At 73.9% G+C, this 14,644-nt stretch carries 18 protein-coding genes; 8 read left to right on the top strand and 10 right to left on the bottom strand.

Annotation, left to right across the window (positions count from 1 at the left end):
• Nucleotides 1-46 precede the first annotated feature (46 nt).
• Nucleotides 47-703: a LysE family translocator gene (locus tag AB0L06_RS19310; protein WP_500232386.1), complete on the bottom strand. Its 657-nt coding sequence runs from the start codon at nucleotides 701-703 to the stop codon at nucleotides 47-49.
• Nucleotides 704-786: 83 nt separating this feature from the next.
• A complete protein-coding gene (locus tag AB0L06_RS19305) occupies nucleotides 787-1,785 on the bottom strand; it encodes a hypothetical protein (RefSeq protein ID WP_500232385.1) in 999 nt (332 codons plus the stop codon).
• A 371-nt stretch (nucleotides 1,786-2,156) separates the two neighbouring features.
• On the opposite strand from AB0L06_RS19305, the gene AB0L06_RS19300 reads away from it, so the two are divergent.
• The 3 genes from AB0L06_RS19300 to AB0L06_RS19290 are packed head-to-tail and all read left to right on the top strand — an operon-like array spanning nucleotide 2,157 to nucleotide 5,595.
• On the top strand, nucleotides 2,157-3,188 hold the full coding sequence (locus AB0L06_RS19300) for an AAA family ATPase (RefSeq protein ID WP_500232384.1): 1,032 nt from the start codon (nucleotides 2,157-2,159) through the stop codon (nucleotides 3,186-3,188).
• Complete coding sequence (locus tag AB0L06_RS19295) at nucleotides 3,188-4,651, top strand: DUF58 domain-containing protein (RefSeq protein ID WP_500232383.1); 1,464 nt, start codon at nucleotides 3,188-3,190, stop codon at nucleotides 4,649-4,651. The genes AB0L06_RS19300 and AB0L06_RS19295 overlap by 1 nt, the downstream gene beginning before the upstream one ends.
• The gene (locus AB0L06_RS19290; RefSeq protein WP_500232382.1) at nucleotides 4,648-5,595 is read left to right on the top strand and encodes a VWA domain-containing protein; all 948 of its coding nucleotides are present in this window, start codon (nucleotides 4,648-4,650) and stop codon (nucleotides 5,593-5,595) included. The genes AB0L06_RS19295 and AB0L06_RS19290 overlap by 4 nt, the downstream gene beginning before the upstream one ends.
• Before the next feature lie 58 nt (nucleotides 5,596-5,653).
• Here AB0L06_RS19290 and AB0L06_RS19285 read toward each other — a convergent pair whose 3' ends face one another.
• Nucleotides 5,654-6,523: a rhomboid-like protein gene (locus AB0L06_RS19285; RefSeq protein WP_500232381.1), complete on the bottom strand. Its 870-nt coding sequence runs from the start codon at nucleotides 6,521-6,523 to the stop codon at nucleotides 5,654-5,656.
• Between the two features lie 167 nt (nucleotides 6,524-6,690).
• Between AB0L06_RS19285 and AB0L06_RS19280 the strand changes: the two genes are divergently transcribed.
• Both AB0L06_RS19280 and AB0L06_RS19275 read left to right on the top strand, forming a co-directional pair.
• The gene (locus tag AB0L06_RS19280; protein WP_500232380.1) at nucleotides 6,691-7,305 is read left to right on the top strand and encodes a class I SAM-dependent methyltransferase; all 615 of its coding nucleotides are present in this window, start codon (nucleotides 6,691-6,693) and stop codon (nucleotides 7,303-7,305) included.
• Complete coding sequence (locus tag AB0L06_RS19275) at nucleotides 7,302-7,931, top strand: TrmH family RNA methyltransferase (RefSeq protein WP_500232527.1); 630 nt, start codon at nucleotides 7,302-7,304, stop codon at nucleotides 7,929-7,931. Before AB0L06_RS19280 ends, AB0L06_RS19275 begins: the two co-directional genes overlap by 4 nt.
• Nucleotides 7,932-8,014: 83 nt before the next feature.
• Here the strand turns inward: AB0L06_RS19275 and AB0L06_RS19270 are convergent, their stop codons facing one another.
• The 4 genes from AB0L06_RS19270 to AB0L06_RS19255 form a co-directional block, all read right to left on the bottom strand.
• Nucleotides 8,015-8,233 (bottom strand): EF-hand domain-containing protein, encoded by a 219-nt coding sequence (locus AB0L06_RS19270; RefSeq protein ID WP_500232379.1) that lies wholly within the window; start codon nucleotides 8,231-8,233, stop codon nucleotides 8,015-8,017.
• A gap of 177 nt (nucleotides 8,234-8,410) precedes the next feature.
• Nucleotides 8,411-9,010 (bottom strand): dihydrofolate reductase family protein, encoded by a 600-nt coding sequence (locus AB0L06_RS19265; RefSeq protein WP_500232378.1) that lies wholly within the window; start codon nucleotides 9,008-9,010, stop codon nucleotides 8,411-8,413.
• Nucleotides 9,007-9,912, bottom strand: a complete 906-nt coding sequence (locus AB0L06_RS19260) for a metalloregulator ArsR/SmtB family transcription factor (protein WP_500232377.1) — start codon at nucleotides 9,910-9,912, stop codon at nucleotides 9,007-9,009. Before AB0L06_RS19260 ends, AB0L06_RS19265 begins: the two co-directional genes overlap by 4 nt.
• Before the next feature lie 68 nt (nucleotides 9,913-9,980).
• The gene (locus AB0L06_RS19255) at nucleotides 9,981-10,124 is read right to left on the bottom strand and encodes a hypothetical protein (RefSeq protein WP_500232376.1); all 144 of its coding nucleotides are present in this window, start codon (nucleotides 10,122-10,124) and stop codon (nucleotides 9,981-9,983) included.
• 187 nt (nucleotides 10,125-10,311) lie between these two features.
• Here AB0L06_RS19255 and AB0L06_RS19250 point away from each other — a divergent pair, with 187 nt between their 5' ends.
• Nucleotides 10,312-11,133 carry a TrmH family RNA methyltransferase gene (locus tag AB0L06_RS19250; protein WP_500232375.1) on the top strand — a complete coding sequence of 274 codons (822 nt, stop codon included), beginning with the start codon at nucleotides 10,312-10,314 and terminating at the stop codon, nucleotides 11,131-11,133.
• Between the two features lie 119 nt (nucleotides 11,134-11,252).
• On the opposite strand, the gene AB0L06_RS19245 is transcribed toward AB0L06_RS19250, so the two are convergent.
• Both AB0L06_RS19245 and AB0L06_RS19240 read right to left on the bottom strand, forming a co-directional pair.
• Nucleotides 11,253-12,155, bottom strand: a complete 903-nt coding sequence (locus tag AB0L06_RS19245; protein ID WP_500232374.1) for an alpha/beta hydrolase — start codon at nucleotides 12,153-12,155, stop codon at nucleotides 11,253-11,255.
• Between the two features lie 181 nt (nucleotides 12,156-12,336).
• Nucleotides 12,337-12,945: a zinc-binding dehydrogenase gene (locus tag AB0L06_RS19240; RefSeq protein WP_500232526.1), complete on the bottom strand. Its 609-nt coding sequence runs from the start codon at nucleotides 12,943-12,945 to the stop codon at nucleotides 12,337-12,339.
• Between the two features lie 145 nt (nucleotides 12,946-13,090).
• On the opposite strand from AB0L06_RS19240, the gene AB0L06_RS19235 reads away from it, so the two are divergent.
• On the top strand, nucleotides 13,091-13,333 hold the full coding sequence (locus AB0L06_RS19235) for a winged helix-turn-helix transcriptional regulator (protein WP_500232373.1): 243 nt from the start codon (nucleotides 13,091-13,093) through the stop codon (nucleotides 13,331-13,333).
• 4 nt (nucleotides 13,334-13,337) lie between these two features.
• Nucleotides 13,338-14,033 (top strand): helix-turn-helix domain-containing protein, encoded by a 696-nt coding sequence (locus AB0L06_RS19230; protein ID WP_500232372.1) that lies wholly within the window; start codon nucleotides 13,338-13,340, stop codon nucleotides 14,031-14,033.
• Here the strand turns inward: AB0L06_RS19230 and AB0L06_RS19225 are convergent.
• Nucleotides 13,980-14,639 carry a class I SAM-dependent methyltransferase gene (locus AB0L06_RS19225; RefSeq protein WP_500232371.1) on the bottom strand — a complete coding sequence of 220 codons (660 nt, stop codon included), beginning with the start codon at nucleotides 14,637-14,639 and terminating at the stop codon, nucleotides 13,980-13,982. The two genes, AB0L06_RS19230 and AB0L06_RS19225, sit on opposite strands and share 54 nt — an antisense overlap.
• Nucleotides 14,640-14,644 lie beyond the last annotated feature (5 nt).

The raw sequence follows: 14,644 nt of genomic DNA, 5'->3' as shown, positions 1-14,644 counted from the left end.
GGTGGCCGGGTGCCGTTCGGCGTGTCCGTGATCTTGTGGTTCGGGGTCAGGTGGAGTCGGTCGCCAGGCGCAGCCCGAACCCGAGCAGGACCACTCCGGACACCCGTTCCAGGACGCGTCGCACGCGGGGGCGCCGCAGGACGCGTCCGGCGCCGCCGGCGAGCCACACGATCGGGGTGTACCAGACGAGGTCGACCAGGGCCCACAGCACCGACAGCGCGATGAGGGTGAGCGGGACGGACGCGCCGTCCGGGACGAACTGCGGGAGGAACGACACGGCGAACACCCCGGCCTTGGGGTTGGCGAAGCTGGTCACCACGCCCTGCCGGTAGCAGCGTCCCACCCCGGCGGGCGGCCCCGCGCCGTCAACGGCGTCGGCGCTGCTCACAGCCGGGTCGGCGGCGGTGGTGCTGGTGGTGCGGCGGGACTGCCAGAGGGCGCGCACCCCGAACCACACCAGGACGGCGGCGCCCACGATCCGCAGCGCGTCGTAGGCGACCTGGGAGGCGACCAGCAGCGCCGACAGTCCGAGGGCGGCGGCCAGGCCCCAGGCCAGGACGCCGGTCTCGTTGCCGAGGACGGTCGCCAGGCCCGCGCGCCGTCCCTCTCTCGCCGCGCGTTGGACGATCACGACGGTGCTCGGGCCGGGCACCATCGCGATGAGGAACGCCGCACCCAGGAAGGCCGCCAGTTCGTTCAGCACGGCCCCATCCTCACCGCCCGCCGCGCCCGGAGGCAAGACCGTCCGCCGGCGGGATCGCCGGACCGCCTGGGGCCAGACCGGGGTCAGACGGAGCCGCTGCCGTCGTCGCCGGGTGAGCCGGACGGGCCGGGGGTCACCGGCGAGGTGTCGCGGGGTGTGGGCGTCGGCGACGGGGACGGGGACGCCGGCGTGGACGGCGGGGGCGTGTCCGACGGGGACTCCAGGGTCGGTTCGGGCGGCTGCGGCGGCGGGGTCTTCACCGTCGGCTGGCAGGCGAACAGCACCAGCAGCAGCACCGCCAGGACGCCCAGGACCCCGGCCAGGGTGAGGATCGCCGCGACCAGGCCGCGTTCCGGGGGCCGCTCGGCCACGACCCCGCCGAGCGGGACGGGGGCTCCGGGGCGGGGCGCGAGGGCGGGTTCGCCCGTGCCGCCGGCCCAGTACGGCTGGAACAGCGGTCCGCGGCGGCGCACGCCGCCCCAGCGCCCGCGGAGCGCGCCGTGCGGGACGACCGGCTCGAGGAACCGTTCCGCGCCGACCGCCTGCCCGTCGTAGGCGGTCGCGACCCAGGGCGCGGGCCCGTCGGGCTGCGCCGCCAGGATCTCCGCGACTCCCCCGGCCCTGCTGACGGCCGTTCCGGGGTTCGGGTCGGCGCCGGCGCCGGGTGCCCCGTCGGGTGCGGCGAACACCGGACGGTCCGCCCCATCCGCACCCGTGGCCGTGCCCGGCACAGAAGCGGAGGCGGGCGCCGGCGCGGAGGCGGGGGTGGATTCGGTGAGGGTGGGTGCGGCGGCCCCGGGGGCGGGCCCGGGAGCGGCGCCGTTCCCGCCTGTGGGGGCGGGGGTGGGGATGTGGCCGGGGGCGTGAGGTGTTCCTGCCAGGCCCGCCAGGATCGCGGCGCGGAACCGGTCGCGGGCGGCGGCGTCGTCGGCGGCGTCGCGGGACAGGACCGCAAGGCTCGCGCGGCGTCCGGTGTCGTCCACGGCCAGGTACACGATCCCGGCCGCGTTCTCGGTGAGCCGGGCCGTCAACCGGAACGGCCCCAACCGGACAGGATCCCCGGAGGGCAGCGGCCGTGACATGCCCGTCAGCCTAACAACACCGGCCCGCTCCGCGATCCCGTCATCGCCCCCTCGTTGATCCCGCCGTCCAGGGCGTCCTTTCCGCCCGGGGGCCGGGGTTCCGCGCGCTTCCCCGCGCTTCCCCGGGGGGCTGCCCCGTCCGGCTCGAGGGGTGGCCGGGGTGGGCCGGTGGGGCGAGGGTGGGTGTTCCCCGCCACACCCCTCGGAGTGATCGCGTAAGGTCGGAAAAGGGGCCGCACCGGCATGGGGCGTCCCCGCCTGCCGTGGCCCGCCGGGACGCGCGGCCGGCGCCCCGGGTCCGGCGGCGCCGTCCGGCCCCCCGGCCGCGGTGTTCCGCCGCCCGTTGCCGTCCATCAGTGAGGGACCCGCAGATGACCGTCGCCGCCCACGACGTCGACCAGGCCGCCGCGCTGCTCCAGCGGACGGTCGCGGAGGTCAAGAAGGTCATCGTCGGGCAGGAGCACATGGTCGAGCGGATGGTGGTGGCGCTCCTCGCGCGCGGCCACTGCCTGATCGAGGGTGTGCCGGGCGTCGCCAAGACCCTGGCCGTGGGGACGCTGGCGCGGGTCGTGGGCGGGACGTTCGCGCGTCTGCAGTTCACCCCGGACCTGGTGCCGTCCGACATCGTGGGGACCCGCATCTATCATCCGTCGACCGAGCAGTTCGACGTGGAGCTCGGGCCGGTGTTCGTGAACTTCGTGCTGGCCGACGAGATCAACCGGGCGCCGGCGAAGGTGCAGTCGGCGCTGCTGGAGGTCATGGCGGAGCGGCAGGTGTCGCTGGGCGGGCACACCTATCCGCTGCCGGCGCCGTTCATCGTGCTGGCGACGCAGAACCCGATCGAGTCCGAGGGCGTGTACCCGCTGCCGGAGGCGCAGCGCGACCGGTTCCTGATGAAGATCGACGTGCGGTATCCGGGGGCGCACGAGGAGCTGCAGATCCTGCGGCGGATGAGCGTGGACCCGCCGGAGGCCGACCCGCTCCTCACCCCGGATCGGCTGATCGGGTTGCAGCGCGCCGCCGAGGAGGTGTCGGTGCACGAGCTGGTCGCCGACTACATCGTGCGGCTGGTGATGGCGACGCGTGAGCCGGAGCAGTACCGGCTGCCGGACCTGCGGCCGGTGATCGAGATCGGCGCGAGTCCCCGGGCGACGCTGGGGCTGGTCGCGGCGTCGCGGGCGCTGGCGCTGCTGAACGGCCGTGACTACGTGCTGCCCGACGACGTGCGGGCGGTCGCGCGGGACGTGATGGCGCACCGGATCGTGTTGTCGTTCGACGCGCTCGCCGACGGCGTCGACACAGGGGACGTCGTGGAGCAGATCCTCGCGGCGGTGCCGCCGCCGCGCGTGGTGTGGAACCAGGGGACGGCCGCCGGGGCCGGGGCCGGTCAGGTGACGGTCTGATGCCTCCCGCCAGCGGCCCGTCCGGGCCACCACCGCCGGGCTCGGACCCGGCGCCGGGCGCGGCGGACGACCCCGGACATCCTGGCCATCCCCGCCTCCCCGGCGCGGGTGCCCCCGGCACGGGCGTGCCGAACGTGCCGGGTGTTCCCGGTGCGGGCGCGGGCCATCCGGGTTCCGGCGCGGGCATTGGCGCGGGCGACAGCGCAGGTGAGGGCGGGGCATGGGGCCAGCGGCCCGGGTTCGCTCCGCCTCTCCCTCCCCCGGTCGAACGGTCCGGTCCGCGTGATTCGCGGCTTGCGGAGCTGGTCCCGGAGCGGACGCTGCGCCGGTTGGAGCTGTCGGTGACGCGCCGCCTGGACGGCCTGCTGAACGGTGAGCATCTCGGTCTGCTGCCGGGCCCGGGCACCGAGGTCGCCGAGGCGCGCCTGTACCAGCCGGGTGAGGACGACGTCCGGCACATGGACTGGGCGGTGACGGCCCGCACGACCACCCCGCACGTCCGGGACCTGATCGCCGACCACGAGCTGGAGGTGTGGGCGCTCGCCGACCTCACCCCGAGCATGGGGTTCGGGACGGCGCGGATGGTCAAGCGCGACCTGGCGGTGGCGGCGCTGGCGGCCGTGGGGTTCCTGACCGTCCGCCTGGGTGACCGGGTCGGGGCGTACCTGCTGGACCGGGACCGGCTGCGCCGCCGTCCGGCGCGCACGGGGAAGGCGGCGCTGTACGCGCTGCTGCAGGAGGTCCTGGACACCGATCCGCACAGTCCCGAGACGGCGCGTCCGGGCGGCTCCATCGGCCTGCCGGGCGCGGCCGGGGGCTCGTTCGGGCCCGGCGGGTTCGACCTGGGCGGGCCCAGGCCGGGCCTGGCGGCGGGGATCGAGGCGCTGCACCGCGGTCAGACCCGACGCGGCCTCCGCGTGATCATCTCCGACTTCCTTCCCGACGCCGAGCCCGAGAGCGCCGCGGCGTCCGGTCCCTGGTGGGGCCGCCGCCGCGAGAACCCCGCGCCCGGGACGCCCGGTGCGGGTGAGTTGCCGTGGGAGCGGCCGCTGCGGCGGCTCGCCGCGCGGCACCAGGTCCTCGCCGTGGAGATCATCGACCCGCGTGAGCTGGACCTGCCCGACATCGGGATGGTCGAGATGACCGACCCCGAGACGGGCGCCACGCAGGAGATCCATCTGTCCCGCAAGGTCCGCGAGCGGTACGCGGCGGCGGCGGCCCAGCAGCGGGAGGCGACGCGCGCGGCGCTGCGCCGCGCGGGCGCGCACCATCTGGTGCTGCGGACCGACCGTGACTGGGTCACCGACATCGCCCGGTTCGCGTTGCGGCGCCGCCGGGCGGCCGGGCGCGCCGCCGGCCCCGCCGGGCCCGGTTCGTCGTCCGCTTCCGCGTCCACGTCGTCCGCGTCTGCTTCGTCCTCTGTCCCCACGACCGGCGGCTCGGCCGCGGGAGCCCACGCATGACCCTCCTGTCCCCCGGCCGGCTCTGGCTGCTCCTGCTGCTTCCGCTGCTGGTGGCCGTGTACGTGCTGCTGCAGCGGCGCCGCCGCGGCTACACGGTCCGGTTCACCAACCTGGCGCTGCTGTCCCAGGTCGCGCCGCGTCATCCGGGGTGGCGGCGGCATGTCGGCGCGGGCCTGTTCCTGGTGATGATCGCGCTGATGGTCGTGGGTTTCGCGCGGCCCGCCGGGACGGTGAAGGTCCCCCGCGACCGCGCGACGATCATGGTGGCGGTGGACGTGTCGCTGTCGATGATGGCCAAGGACGTCCCGCCGAGCCGGGTCGAGGCGGCCAAGTCGGCGGCCAAGAAGTTCATCGGGGAGCTGCCGTCCCGGTTCAACGTGGGGGTGGTGTCGTTCGCGGGGAACGCGAACCTGATCGCCGCGCCGTCGTCGGACCGGCAGACGGCGCTGGCGTCGATCGACCAGCTGGTGCTGGCCAAGCGGACCGCGATCGGCGAGGCGGTGTTCACCTGCCTGCAGGCCGTCCGCACCTTCGACTCCCAGGCCAGCCAGGACCCGCCGCCCGCGCACATCGTGCTGCTGTCCGACGGCGACAACACCACGGGCCGGTCGGTGCAGGAGGCGGTCGACGCGGCGCGCGGCGCGCACGTCCCGGTCTCCACGATCGCGTTCGGCACCCCGTACGGCACCGTCGACATCGAGGGTGAGACGACGGGGGTGTCGGTGAACAAGGAGACGCTGCGGTCGCTGGCCGAGTCCACCGACGGCAAGGCCTACGAGGCCGAGTCGCTGGGGCAGCTCACCGACGTGTACACCCACATCGGCAGTTCCCTCGGTTTCAAGACCGAGCACCGTGACATCTCCGCCCGGTTCCTGGGCGTGGCGCTGCTGTTCGCGCTGGCGGCGGCGGGGACGTCCCTCGCCTGGTTCTCCCGCCTCCCCTGACCTCAACCGCCCCGTCCCCGGCCCGGTTCTGAGCCGCGTCGGGTCGGGCTCGGGGCGGTCAGGTGTCGCCCTCCATGCCCCGTGCGCCGTGGGGCGGGCCCTCTCCGGGGGTGCCGGTGGGGGGCGGGCCGCCGAGGGTGCCGGGGACCGGTGTCCCGGGCGGACGGCCCCACAGCGGCGCCGGGCGCGGCAGGCACCCCAGCATGTCGGGCGGGGTGCGGGCCGGGGCGATCTGCAGCAGCGCCCAGGCCGCGGCGAGCCCGCACGCGGTGGCGAACAGGTGCCCCAGGTCCCACAGGGAGTGGTTCCACAGGACGGGCCCGACGACCCCGAAGGCGAGCCCCGCGACGCCCGCGACCAGCCACCAGCCCCGCATGAGCAGGACGGCCGCGGCGCACCCGGCGACCATGATGTAGCTGACGCCGACGTCGGTGGTGATCGCCAGGCGCGCGGGCGCGCGGCCGTTCTGCAGGGCGTGGGTCTCCACCAGCGCCGTCAGCAGGGATCCCAGGACGTGCCCGGACAGCCACACGATCAGGATCCGGGGCGTGCCGTAGCGGCGTTCGGCCCAGGCGACGACGGTGACGAACAGCGTCACGTACATGGCGAGGCCCTGGCCCTTGTCGGCGACCCACAGGGCGCTGTCGAGCAGGGCCTTCAGCGGCGCGCGGTGCAGGTTGCGCAGGTTGGTGCTCTGCAGGGTGGTGAGCAGGTCGATGAGTTTGGGCGGGGCGGAGAACTGGACGAGGGTCGACGCGGTGAAGATCGCGACGTAGGTGAAGGTCGCGGGCGCCGACAGGACCCAGGCGTGGGCGCGGCGCGTCCAGGGTTCGCAGAACGCGACGACGCGGCGGACGGGTTCCCAGACCAGCCCGAGCGCCCGCAGCGCGTACCATCCGGCGACGAGCAGCACCAACGCGATGACCATTGCGGCCCCCCGACCTCCCCCGCCAGCTGTGACGTTCCCACTTTCCCTCACGCGCACGCCCCCGCGCCCCCGGCACGCCGCCTCCCCCACGCGCGTCCCCTGGGGGCGGGCGGGGCCGGCGTGCGGGTGGCGCGAGCGCCCCTGCGGCACTGATACGGTCACCCGACGTGGGGGAACACTATTTCGAGGCCAGGCCCGGGACGCCGTCGCGTCCGCGGTCGGTCGATCTCGTCCTGCCCGACCTGCATCTTCGGCTGCGGACCGACTCGGGCATGTTCTCCCCCGACCGGGTCGACCCCGGCACGCGGATCCTGCTGGAGACCGTCCCGCCGCCGCCCGAGAACGGCACGCTCCTGGACGTCGGCTGCGGCTACGGGCCGATCGCGTTGACGATGGCCAAACGCGCCCCAGGCGCGACGGTGATCGGCGTGGACGTCAACGAGCGGGCGCTGGAGCTGGCAAGAGAGAACGCCACGTCTGCAGGCGCGGGCAACGCGCGGTTCTCCCTGCCGGGCGACGTCGATCCACAGGTACGGTTCGCGGCCCTGTGGTCGAACCCGCCGATCCGGATCGGGAAGGCCGCCCTGCACGACCTGCTGCTGACCTGGCTGCCGCGCCTCACCCCGGACGGGGCGGCGCACCTGGTCGTGCAGAAGCATCTCGGGTCGGACTCCCTGCAGCGCTGGCTGGAGCAGCAGGGGTTCCCGACCAGCCGCATCGCCTCACGCTCCGCCTACCGGGTCCTGCACGTCGCGGCCCGTCCGCAGGAAGGTCACCTCTGATGAGCACCGCACGCGACACCTCCGCTTCCGCCCCCCGCGACGGGGCCCGCGAGGGGGGACGGGGCGGGGCCCGTGAGGGCGGCCCGTCCGCGCGTCGGCAGCTGCGTCCCACCGACGTCAAGCGGCTGAACCGGGACTGGCGGCGCCGCACCGAGGGGCGGCTCGGGCTGCTGGTGGAGTCGGTGACGCAGCCGTTCAACATGGGGTCGATCATCCGCAGCGCGGCGGTGTTCGGGGTCGAGCACCTGTGGCTGGCGGGGAACGCGATCAGCCCCGACCACCGCAACGTCGCCAAGACGGCACTGGGCACCGAGCGGCTGGTTCCGTGGGAGCACGCGGGTTCGGCGGCCGAGGCCGCCGCGGCGGTCCGCGCGAAGGGCATGCGGCTGATCGCGGTGGAGCTGACCGGTGACGCCGTCCCACTGCACGAGGCGCCGCTGGACGGGGACGTGTGCCTGGCGGTCGGCGGCGAGGACCACGGCTGCTCGCCCGCCCTGCTCGCCGCCGCCGACGCCGTCGCCTACATCCCCCAGATCGGACGGGTCGGGTCCCTGAACGTGGCGGTCGCGACGGCCGTGGCGCTCGCCGAAGCCCGCCGCCGCGAATGGTCCGCCCCCACCGCCTGACCTCCCCCTCCCCGTCTGACAGACCGCTGGACTTCGCGGCCTGGTTCACGGCCGGGTTTCGCCGTCGCCGGGTGTTCGCGGGGTCAGCCGGTGTAGCTCTCCATGAGGGCGGCGAACTCCGGCAGGGAGATCCGGCCGTCGCGGTCGGCGTCGGCCTGCACGACCACCTCGATCGCGCGCGTCTCGGAGATGTCCTGTCCGAGCGCGTGCATGAGGTTCTTCAGCTCGGTGGGCGAGATCTGCCCGTCGCCGTCGACGTCCACCATCTCGAACGTCGCGCGGTACTGCTCCGGATCGGCCATCGGCCCTCCCCTTGGTTCGGGTGCTACCAGGTCGGCAAGCGACCGTAGCACCACCCCGCCGCCCCACCCCACCCCGCGGGTGGCCCGTGAAAGACGGGGGCGGGGCAGGGGTGAGGCCCCGGGCGGGCGCCTCGGGGCCTCGGAACGGCGCGGGCCGGCGGACGCGGTCACCGGCCGTCAGCGGGCACGGTCATAGACCATGGTCATCTCGCCGAGCTCGCCGGTGTCCTGGCGGGCGAGGGTCCACCGCGTCGCGGGCAGGCCGTCCTCGAACAGCCGACGCCCCTGACCGGTGATCTCGGGGACGACCATCAGGTAGAGGCGGTCGACGAGGTCCGCCGCGAGCAGCGGCTTGATGATGCTGGGGCTGCTGTTGACGAGGATGTCGCCGTCCCCGGTGGCCTTCAGCTCGGTGACGGTGTCGGCGACGGGCGCGTTCACGATGCGGGTCCGCTCCCAGGGCGCCTCGGTGAGGGTGCGGGAGAACACGACCTTGTCGACGTCGACGAGCCACTTGGCGTAGGCGCGGTCGCGCGGGTCGGCGTCCTCGTCGGACGCCAGCGGCGGCCAGTACTGCAGGAACCCCTCGGCGCTGCTGCGTCCGAGGAGGGCCGTGGTGGCGTTCTCGACGAGGCGGACGAGATGGTCGCGCGAGGAGTCGGTGGTGGCGTAGGGGACGATCGCGGACAGATCCAGGGACCCGCCCGGGCCGTGGTAACGGCCGTCCAGGCTGAGGCCGAGGTTCGCGGTCACGCGGCGTCCGGTCGAAGTGGTCATGATGCGCTCCTGTTCACGGTGTCGATGCTGTCGTGCTTGTTGTTGGCGTTGGCGTTGTCGTGGGGTGTGGCGAGGGTGGCGGCGAGGCGGTCGAGGCTCTGCCCGAAGCCGATCTCGATGCCGGCGATGACGTCGGCGGCGTCGACGGCGCTGTCGGTGATCCGGTAGTGCACGTCGAGCTCGGTACGGGACACACCGCCCGTGCCTGCGCCCGTGCCGGGGGTGGCGGGGTGGAGGAGGAGTTCGAGGTGGGAGGTGAAGGCGGCGCCGCCGTCGGGGAGCCGCGGGACGGTCCGGAACGCCAGGCGTTCACCGGGGCGGACGTCATCGACGGTGCCGTCGGCGCGTCCGGCGGGGACGTCGGATCCGTCGGTGTCCTCGGCGTCGCGGTACTCCTGGACGATCCGTCCGCCGGGCCGCGCCTCGAACACCAGCTCCGACATCCGCAGCCCGTCGGGCGTCCACCAGCGGGCGAGCAGCACCGGGTCGGTGAGGTGCCGCCAGACGCGGTCGGGGCTTCCGGCCAGGGTGCGGTGGAAGTGGAAGGTGCGGCCGTCGGCCCACCCGGGGGCGTCGGCGGCGAGGCGCTCGGCGACGGCACGGCCGTGGTGCTCCAGGGCCGCGCCGAACCCGCCGTCGCGTTCGGCGGTGTCGGCCAGGCGGGTGAGCTCGGCGGCCAGATCCCGCAGCGGGCCGGGGCTCAGCGCGTACACGCGGCGCTGCCCGACGCGCAGGGAGGTGACGACCCCGGCGCGCTCGAGGGTCTGCAGGTGCTTGGTCGTCTGCGGCTGCCGCGCGCCGGCGAGGCGGGCGAGGACCCCGACGGGGCGCGGCCGGTCGGCCAGCAGCACCACCAGGCGCCAGCGGGCCGGGTCGGCCAGTGCGGAGACGAGTGCGTCCATGCCCCCAAGTATTCCCCAAGGGGAATATTCATGTCAGGGAAACTGGGAAATGCCAGTGACGGCCGAGGTCACTGGCGCCTGAGGGACGTCTCCGACTCCACCCGGGTCAGCTTCGCCGGGTTCCGGACGTAGTACAGGCCCGTGATCCGGTCACCGCCCGGCCCGACCGCGACCGCCAGCACCCCGTCGACCTCCCCGTCCAGACGCACCACCCGGCCGGTCCCCGTAACGCTCTGTGACGTGGATCACCGACCGGCGCCGGGTGGCGCCGGGAGCGCGGCGGGCCCAGTGTGCCGAGTTTCGGGCCCTGACGCGGTCGAAGATCGCCTGTGGGAGACTGGCGCGCTTGACGGTGTGCGCGCCACGGCGCGCGATGTGAGAAGACCGGGGGGCCCGACCATGGGCGTTGTACGGATCACGCGTCCCAACGCGCGTTTCCAGCAGTGGGAGGCGCTGCTGCGGAACCAGAACAAGCGCCAGCGGGCCGGGGAGTTCCTCCTGCAGGGCGTCCGGCCCATCGGCCTGGCGCTCGAACACGGCTGGCCCGTCCACGCGGTCATCTACGACGCCGACCGCCCCCTGTCGAAGTGGGCCGAGGACGTCCTGCGGCGAGCCGGCGGCGAACGCGTCGCGATGTCCCCCGACCTGCTGCTGCAGCTCAGCGGCAAGGACCAGCAGACCCCCGAGCTCGTCGCCGTCGTCGAACTCCCCGCCGACGACCTCACCCGCATCCCCGTCTCCCCTGGCTTCCTCGGCGCCGTGTTCGACCGGCCCACCGGACCCGGCAACATCGGCACGCTCATCCGGTCCCTGGACGCGTTCGGCGGCGCCGGCCTCATCGTCACCGGACACGCCGCCGACCCCTACGACCCCAAGGCCGTCCGCGCGTCCACCGGCTCACTGCTCGCACTCCCCGTCGTGCGCGTCCGCTCCCACCGGGAGGTCCTCGACTGGACCGGCGACCTCCACGCCACCGGAAACCCCGTCCAAATCGTCGGGACCGACGAGAACGGCGACCGCGACATCGCCGACGTCGACCTCACCCGCCCCACCCTCCTGGTCATCGGGAACGAGACCAACGGACTCAGCGCCGGATGGCGCGACGGCTGCGACATCATGGCCCGCATCCCCATCGGCGGCGCCGCCTCCTCCCTGAACGCCGCCAACGCCGCCACCGTCGCCCTCTACGAGGCCACCCGCCAACGCACCCGCCGCCCCTGACCACCCGCACCCCAACGCGGCAGCGAATCGTCCCAGATCAGGGCCTCTTGGACGCCGTGACGAACCTGGTCGCCAACCACGGCCCACCCCACCACGCCCACACCCCAGATCCAGCAGCCTCACGGCTCACGCGCCAGAGCACGACGCAGAACCGCGCCGACCTCGGCGATCTGCAGACGCGACACCTCCGCCGACAGGATCGCCTGCGACCCGTGGAACGTCCCCGCCCACTGATGCAGCTCCACCGACACCCCCGCCTCCAACAACCGCATCCCGTACCCGAGCGCCTCATCCCGGTTCGGACACAACTCCGCCGTCGTGATGTACGCCGCCGGCAGACCCGACAAATCCTCCGCCCGCGCCGGAGCCGCGTACGGCGTCGCCGCCCGCGACCCCAGATAATGCCGCCACGACGCCGCGACCTTCGCCCGCGTCATGAACGGCGTGTCGGTGAACGTCCGCGCCGACCACGTCACCTGCCGGTCGTCCAACTCCGGCTGACTCAGCAGCTGGAAGCAGACCGTCGGGCCCTGCTCGTCCCGCGCCCGCAACGCCACCGCCGCCGCCAGACCCGCCCCTGAACTGTGACCGCCGACCGCGATCCGCCCCCGCTCCACACCGAGCTCGTCCGCGTGCTCACTCACCCACCCCAGGACGGCCCAGGCGTCATCGAACGCCGCTGGGAACCGGTCCTCCGGCGCCACCCGGTACCCCACCGACACCACCACCGCGCCCGAATCGTCCGCGACCCGCAGCGCCTGCGGATGCTCGGTGTCCAGATCACCCATGACGAACCCACCGCCACGCAGCCACACGACCGCGCCCCGCGCCCCCGCCGGACGGTAGATCCGCACCGGCACGTCCGGATCGGCGGGCACCACCCGGTCCTCGACCACCATGTCCGGCACGTCCAGCGGCGGCGCGCTCGCCGCCAACGCCGCCAGCCCCATCCGCGCCGCGACCGGATCCGACAGGTCCGCACGAGGGAACAGATGCGCAAAAGCTTCCAGTTCGGGATCCATACGGCCATCGTCACCGCCGCACCCCCGGCGCGTCCCCCGCCACCCGTCGCCCGTTCCACCCCGACCACGCACCGTCCGTCGCAGGAGAACGGAACAAACGGGAAAGGCCCCGGATCTCAACGCCCCAGGAGAACCCGAGCCGGTGAGATCCGGCGCCCTTCACACCCGCGTCAAACCCTGGTCACCCCGCAACCGACACGGAGAACTTCCCGAGCGTCCCGCTCACGAAGTCACCGATCGCCTCCACCGCCTCCGCCAGCGCGCAACGCCGCGCAATCCGCACCCGCAACCGACCCGCGACCACATCGTCCGCCAGCCTCCGCAGAGTCTCCGGACTCGGATCCGACACGATCGCCACCGCCCGCACACCCCGCGCCGCCGCGTCGTCCGGCACGAAACGCACCGCGGACGCGAACCGTCCACCATCGACCACCAGCCCCGACACCACCGCACCGTCACCGGCCAGATGCACCGCCGCGTCCACCCCACCCGGAGCGACCTCCCGCACCCCCTCCACCAGATCCTCACGACCGACGACATGCGCCGCGCCCAGCGCCGTCACGAACGCCGCCCCCGCACCCGGCTCCGCCGTCGCGATCACCCGCGCCCCACGCGACGCGGCGAACTGCACCGCGAACGCCCCCACACCACCGGTCGCACCCGACACCAGCACCGTCTCCCCCACAGACGGCGAAACCGCGTCCACCGCGTTCAACGCCGCCGGCACCGGAACCGCCAACTCCGTCAGTACCAGAGCCTCATCGAACCCACCGAAAGCCACCGCACGCATCACGCCACCCACTCCCTCTCACCAGAAACACCGAACGCCCCCGGACGACGCCGCAGGACATCGACATTCACCATCACAAGACACCGCACTTCCTGTGCGTTGGCTACACGTTGTGCGCACAGAAACCCCCAACGACAATGCCCCCATGACGGAAGAAGGCACCCTGCCCCGCGCAACGCACACCGATACTCGCCCCACCCACGAACCCGTCAGCGCCGCCACCCCCACCTGCCAACTCCGCGACGTCCTCGACCGCGTCGGCGACAAATGGAGCGTCCTGGTCACGGCCCTCCTCGGCGACGGCCCCCTCCGCTACTCCCAACTCCAACACGGCATCGACGGCATCTCCCAACCCCGCCACCACCACGACCACCGCGACCACGCCTGACCCCGTGCACTTCACCACCGGACACGGCTACGCCCACTACCAAGGCCCCTCCTGGAACACCCGCCCCCACCGCCACGCCGCCTTCCAGATCACCATCGCCACCCACGGTGACGCCGCCCTCCGCGACGCCACCGGAACCACCCACCGCGCCCCCACCCTCCTCGTCCCACCCATGACCCCGCACCAGATGCTCACGACGACCGACCTGCGCGTCTTCTTCATCGAGCCGCAAAGCGCCTTCGCCGACCGGCTACGCCACCCCGACCCCGCCATCCGCGCCGCCCCCGAACTGCGCCACCTCACCGAAACCGACCTCCGCCACGCCGGCGCCCGACCGTCCACCGAACTCGACCCCCGCCTGCTCACCGCCATGGACGCCCTCACGGACCGGACCGTCCCCATGGACGACCTGGCCGCCCTCGTCGGCCTCTCCCCCCAACGACTCCGCGGCCTGGCCCGCCGGCAACTCGGCATGCCCCTCGCCCGCTGGCGCGTCTGGAACCAACTCCGCCGCACCGTCGACGCGCTCCGCGCAGGACGGACCCTCGCGGACGCCGCCACCGCAGGCGGCTTCGCCGACCAGGCACACCTCACCCGATGGATGCGCGAAATGCTCGGCCTGACCCCCGCCGCCGTCCTGCCCGCCCTACGCCCCGCCCCGGACACCGACGTACACCGAGACCGACCCGGTCACCGTTGACACCACCTCGACCTCCCGCACACCCCCGAACCCCGCCTCCACCATCAACTCCGGCAGCACACCCTCGGCGTTCGGACGCGTGTCCTCCACGCCGTCAGCGAACTGCACCAGCCGAAACCCCAGCCGCATCAACCGCGTCCGCTGCAACCCGTAGTCGGCGATCACCACCCGGCCGCCCGGACGCAGCACCGCCCACATGGCCGCGAGCACCGCCCGCTTCCCCTCCAGCGGAACCTGATGCAGCACCAGCGTCGACACCACCGCGTCCGCCACCCCGGCCCCCACCAGCTCCGGCAGCGCGTCCCCCATCCCGAGCTCCCACCGCACCTCCGCGCTGGCGTCCACCGCCTTGCGCCGCGCGATCGCCAGCACACTCTCGTCCGGATCCACCGCCACCACCCGCGCCCGCGGCTCGGTCCGGCTCACCAGCAGCGCGGTCGCCCCCGTGCCGCACCCCACGTCCACCACCACCTCGCCCGGACGCGCCGCGACGTGCATGACGGCCAGCGCCCGCCACAGCCGCTCACGCGTCAACGCGACCACCGGATCGAAGAAACGCGCCGGCGCGAAGCGTCCCAGCGCAGGAGTGAAGGTCTTCTCAGCCATACCGC

It is taken from the genome of Spirillospora sp. NPDC052269 (assembly GCF_040679435.1).
In the GTDB taxonomy this organism is placed as follows: Bacteria; Actinomycetota; Actinomycetes; order Streptosporangiales; family Streptosporangiaceae; genus Spirillospora.
The sequence above is the reverse complement of the archived record's forward strand: the minus strand, read 5'-3'. Positions and strand labels throughout refer to the sequence as shown.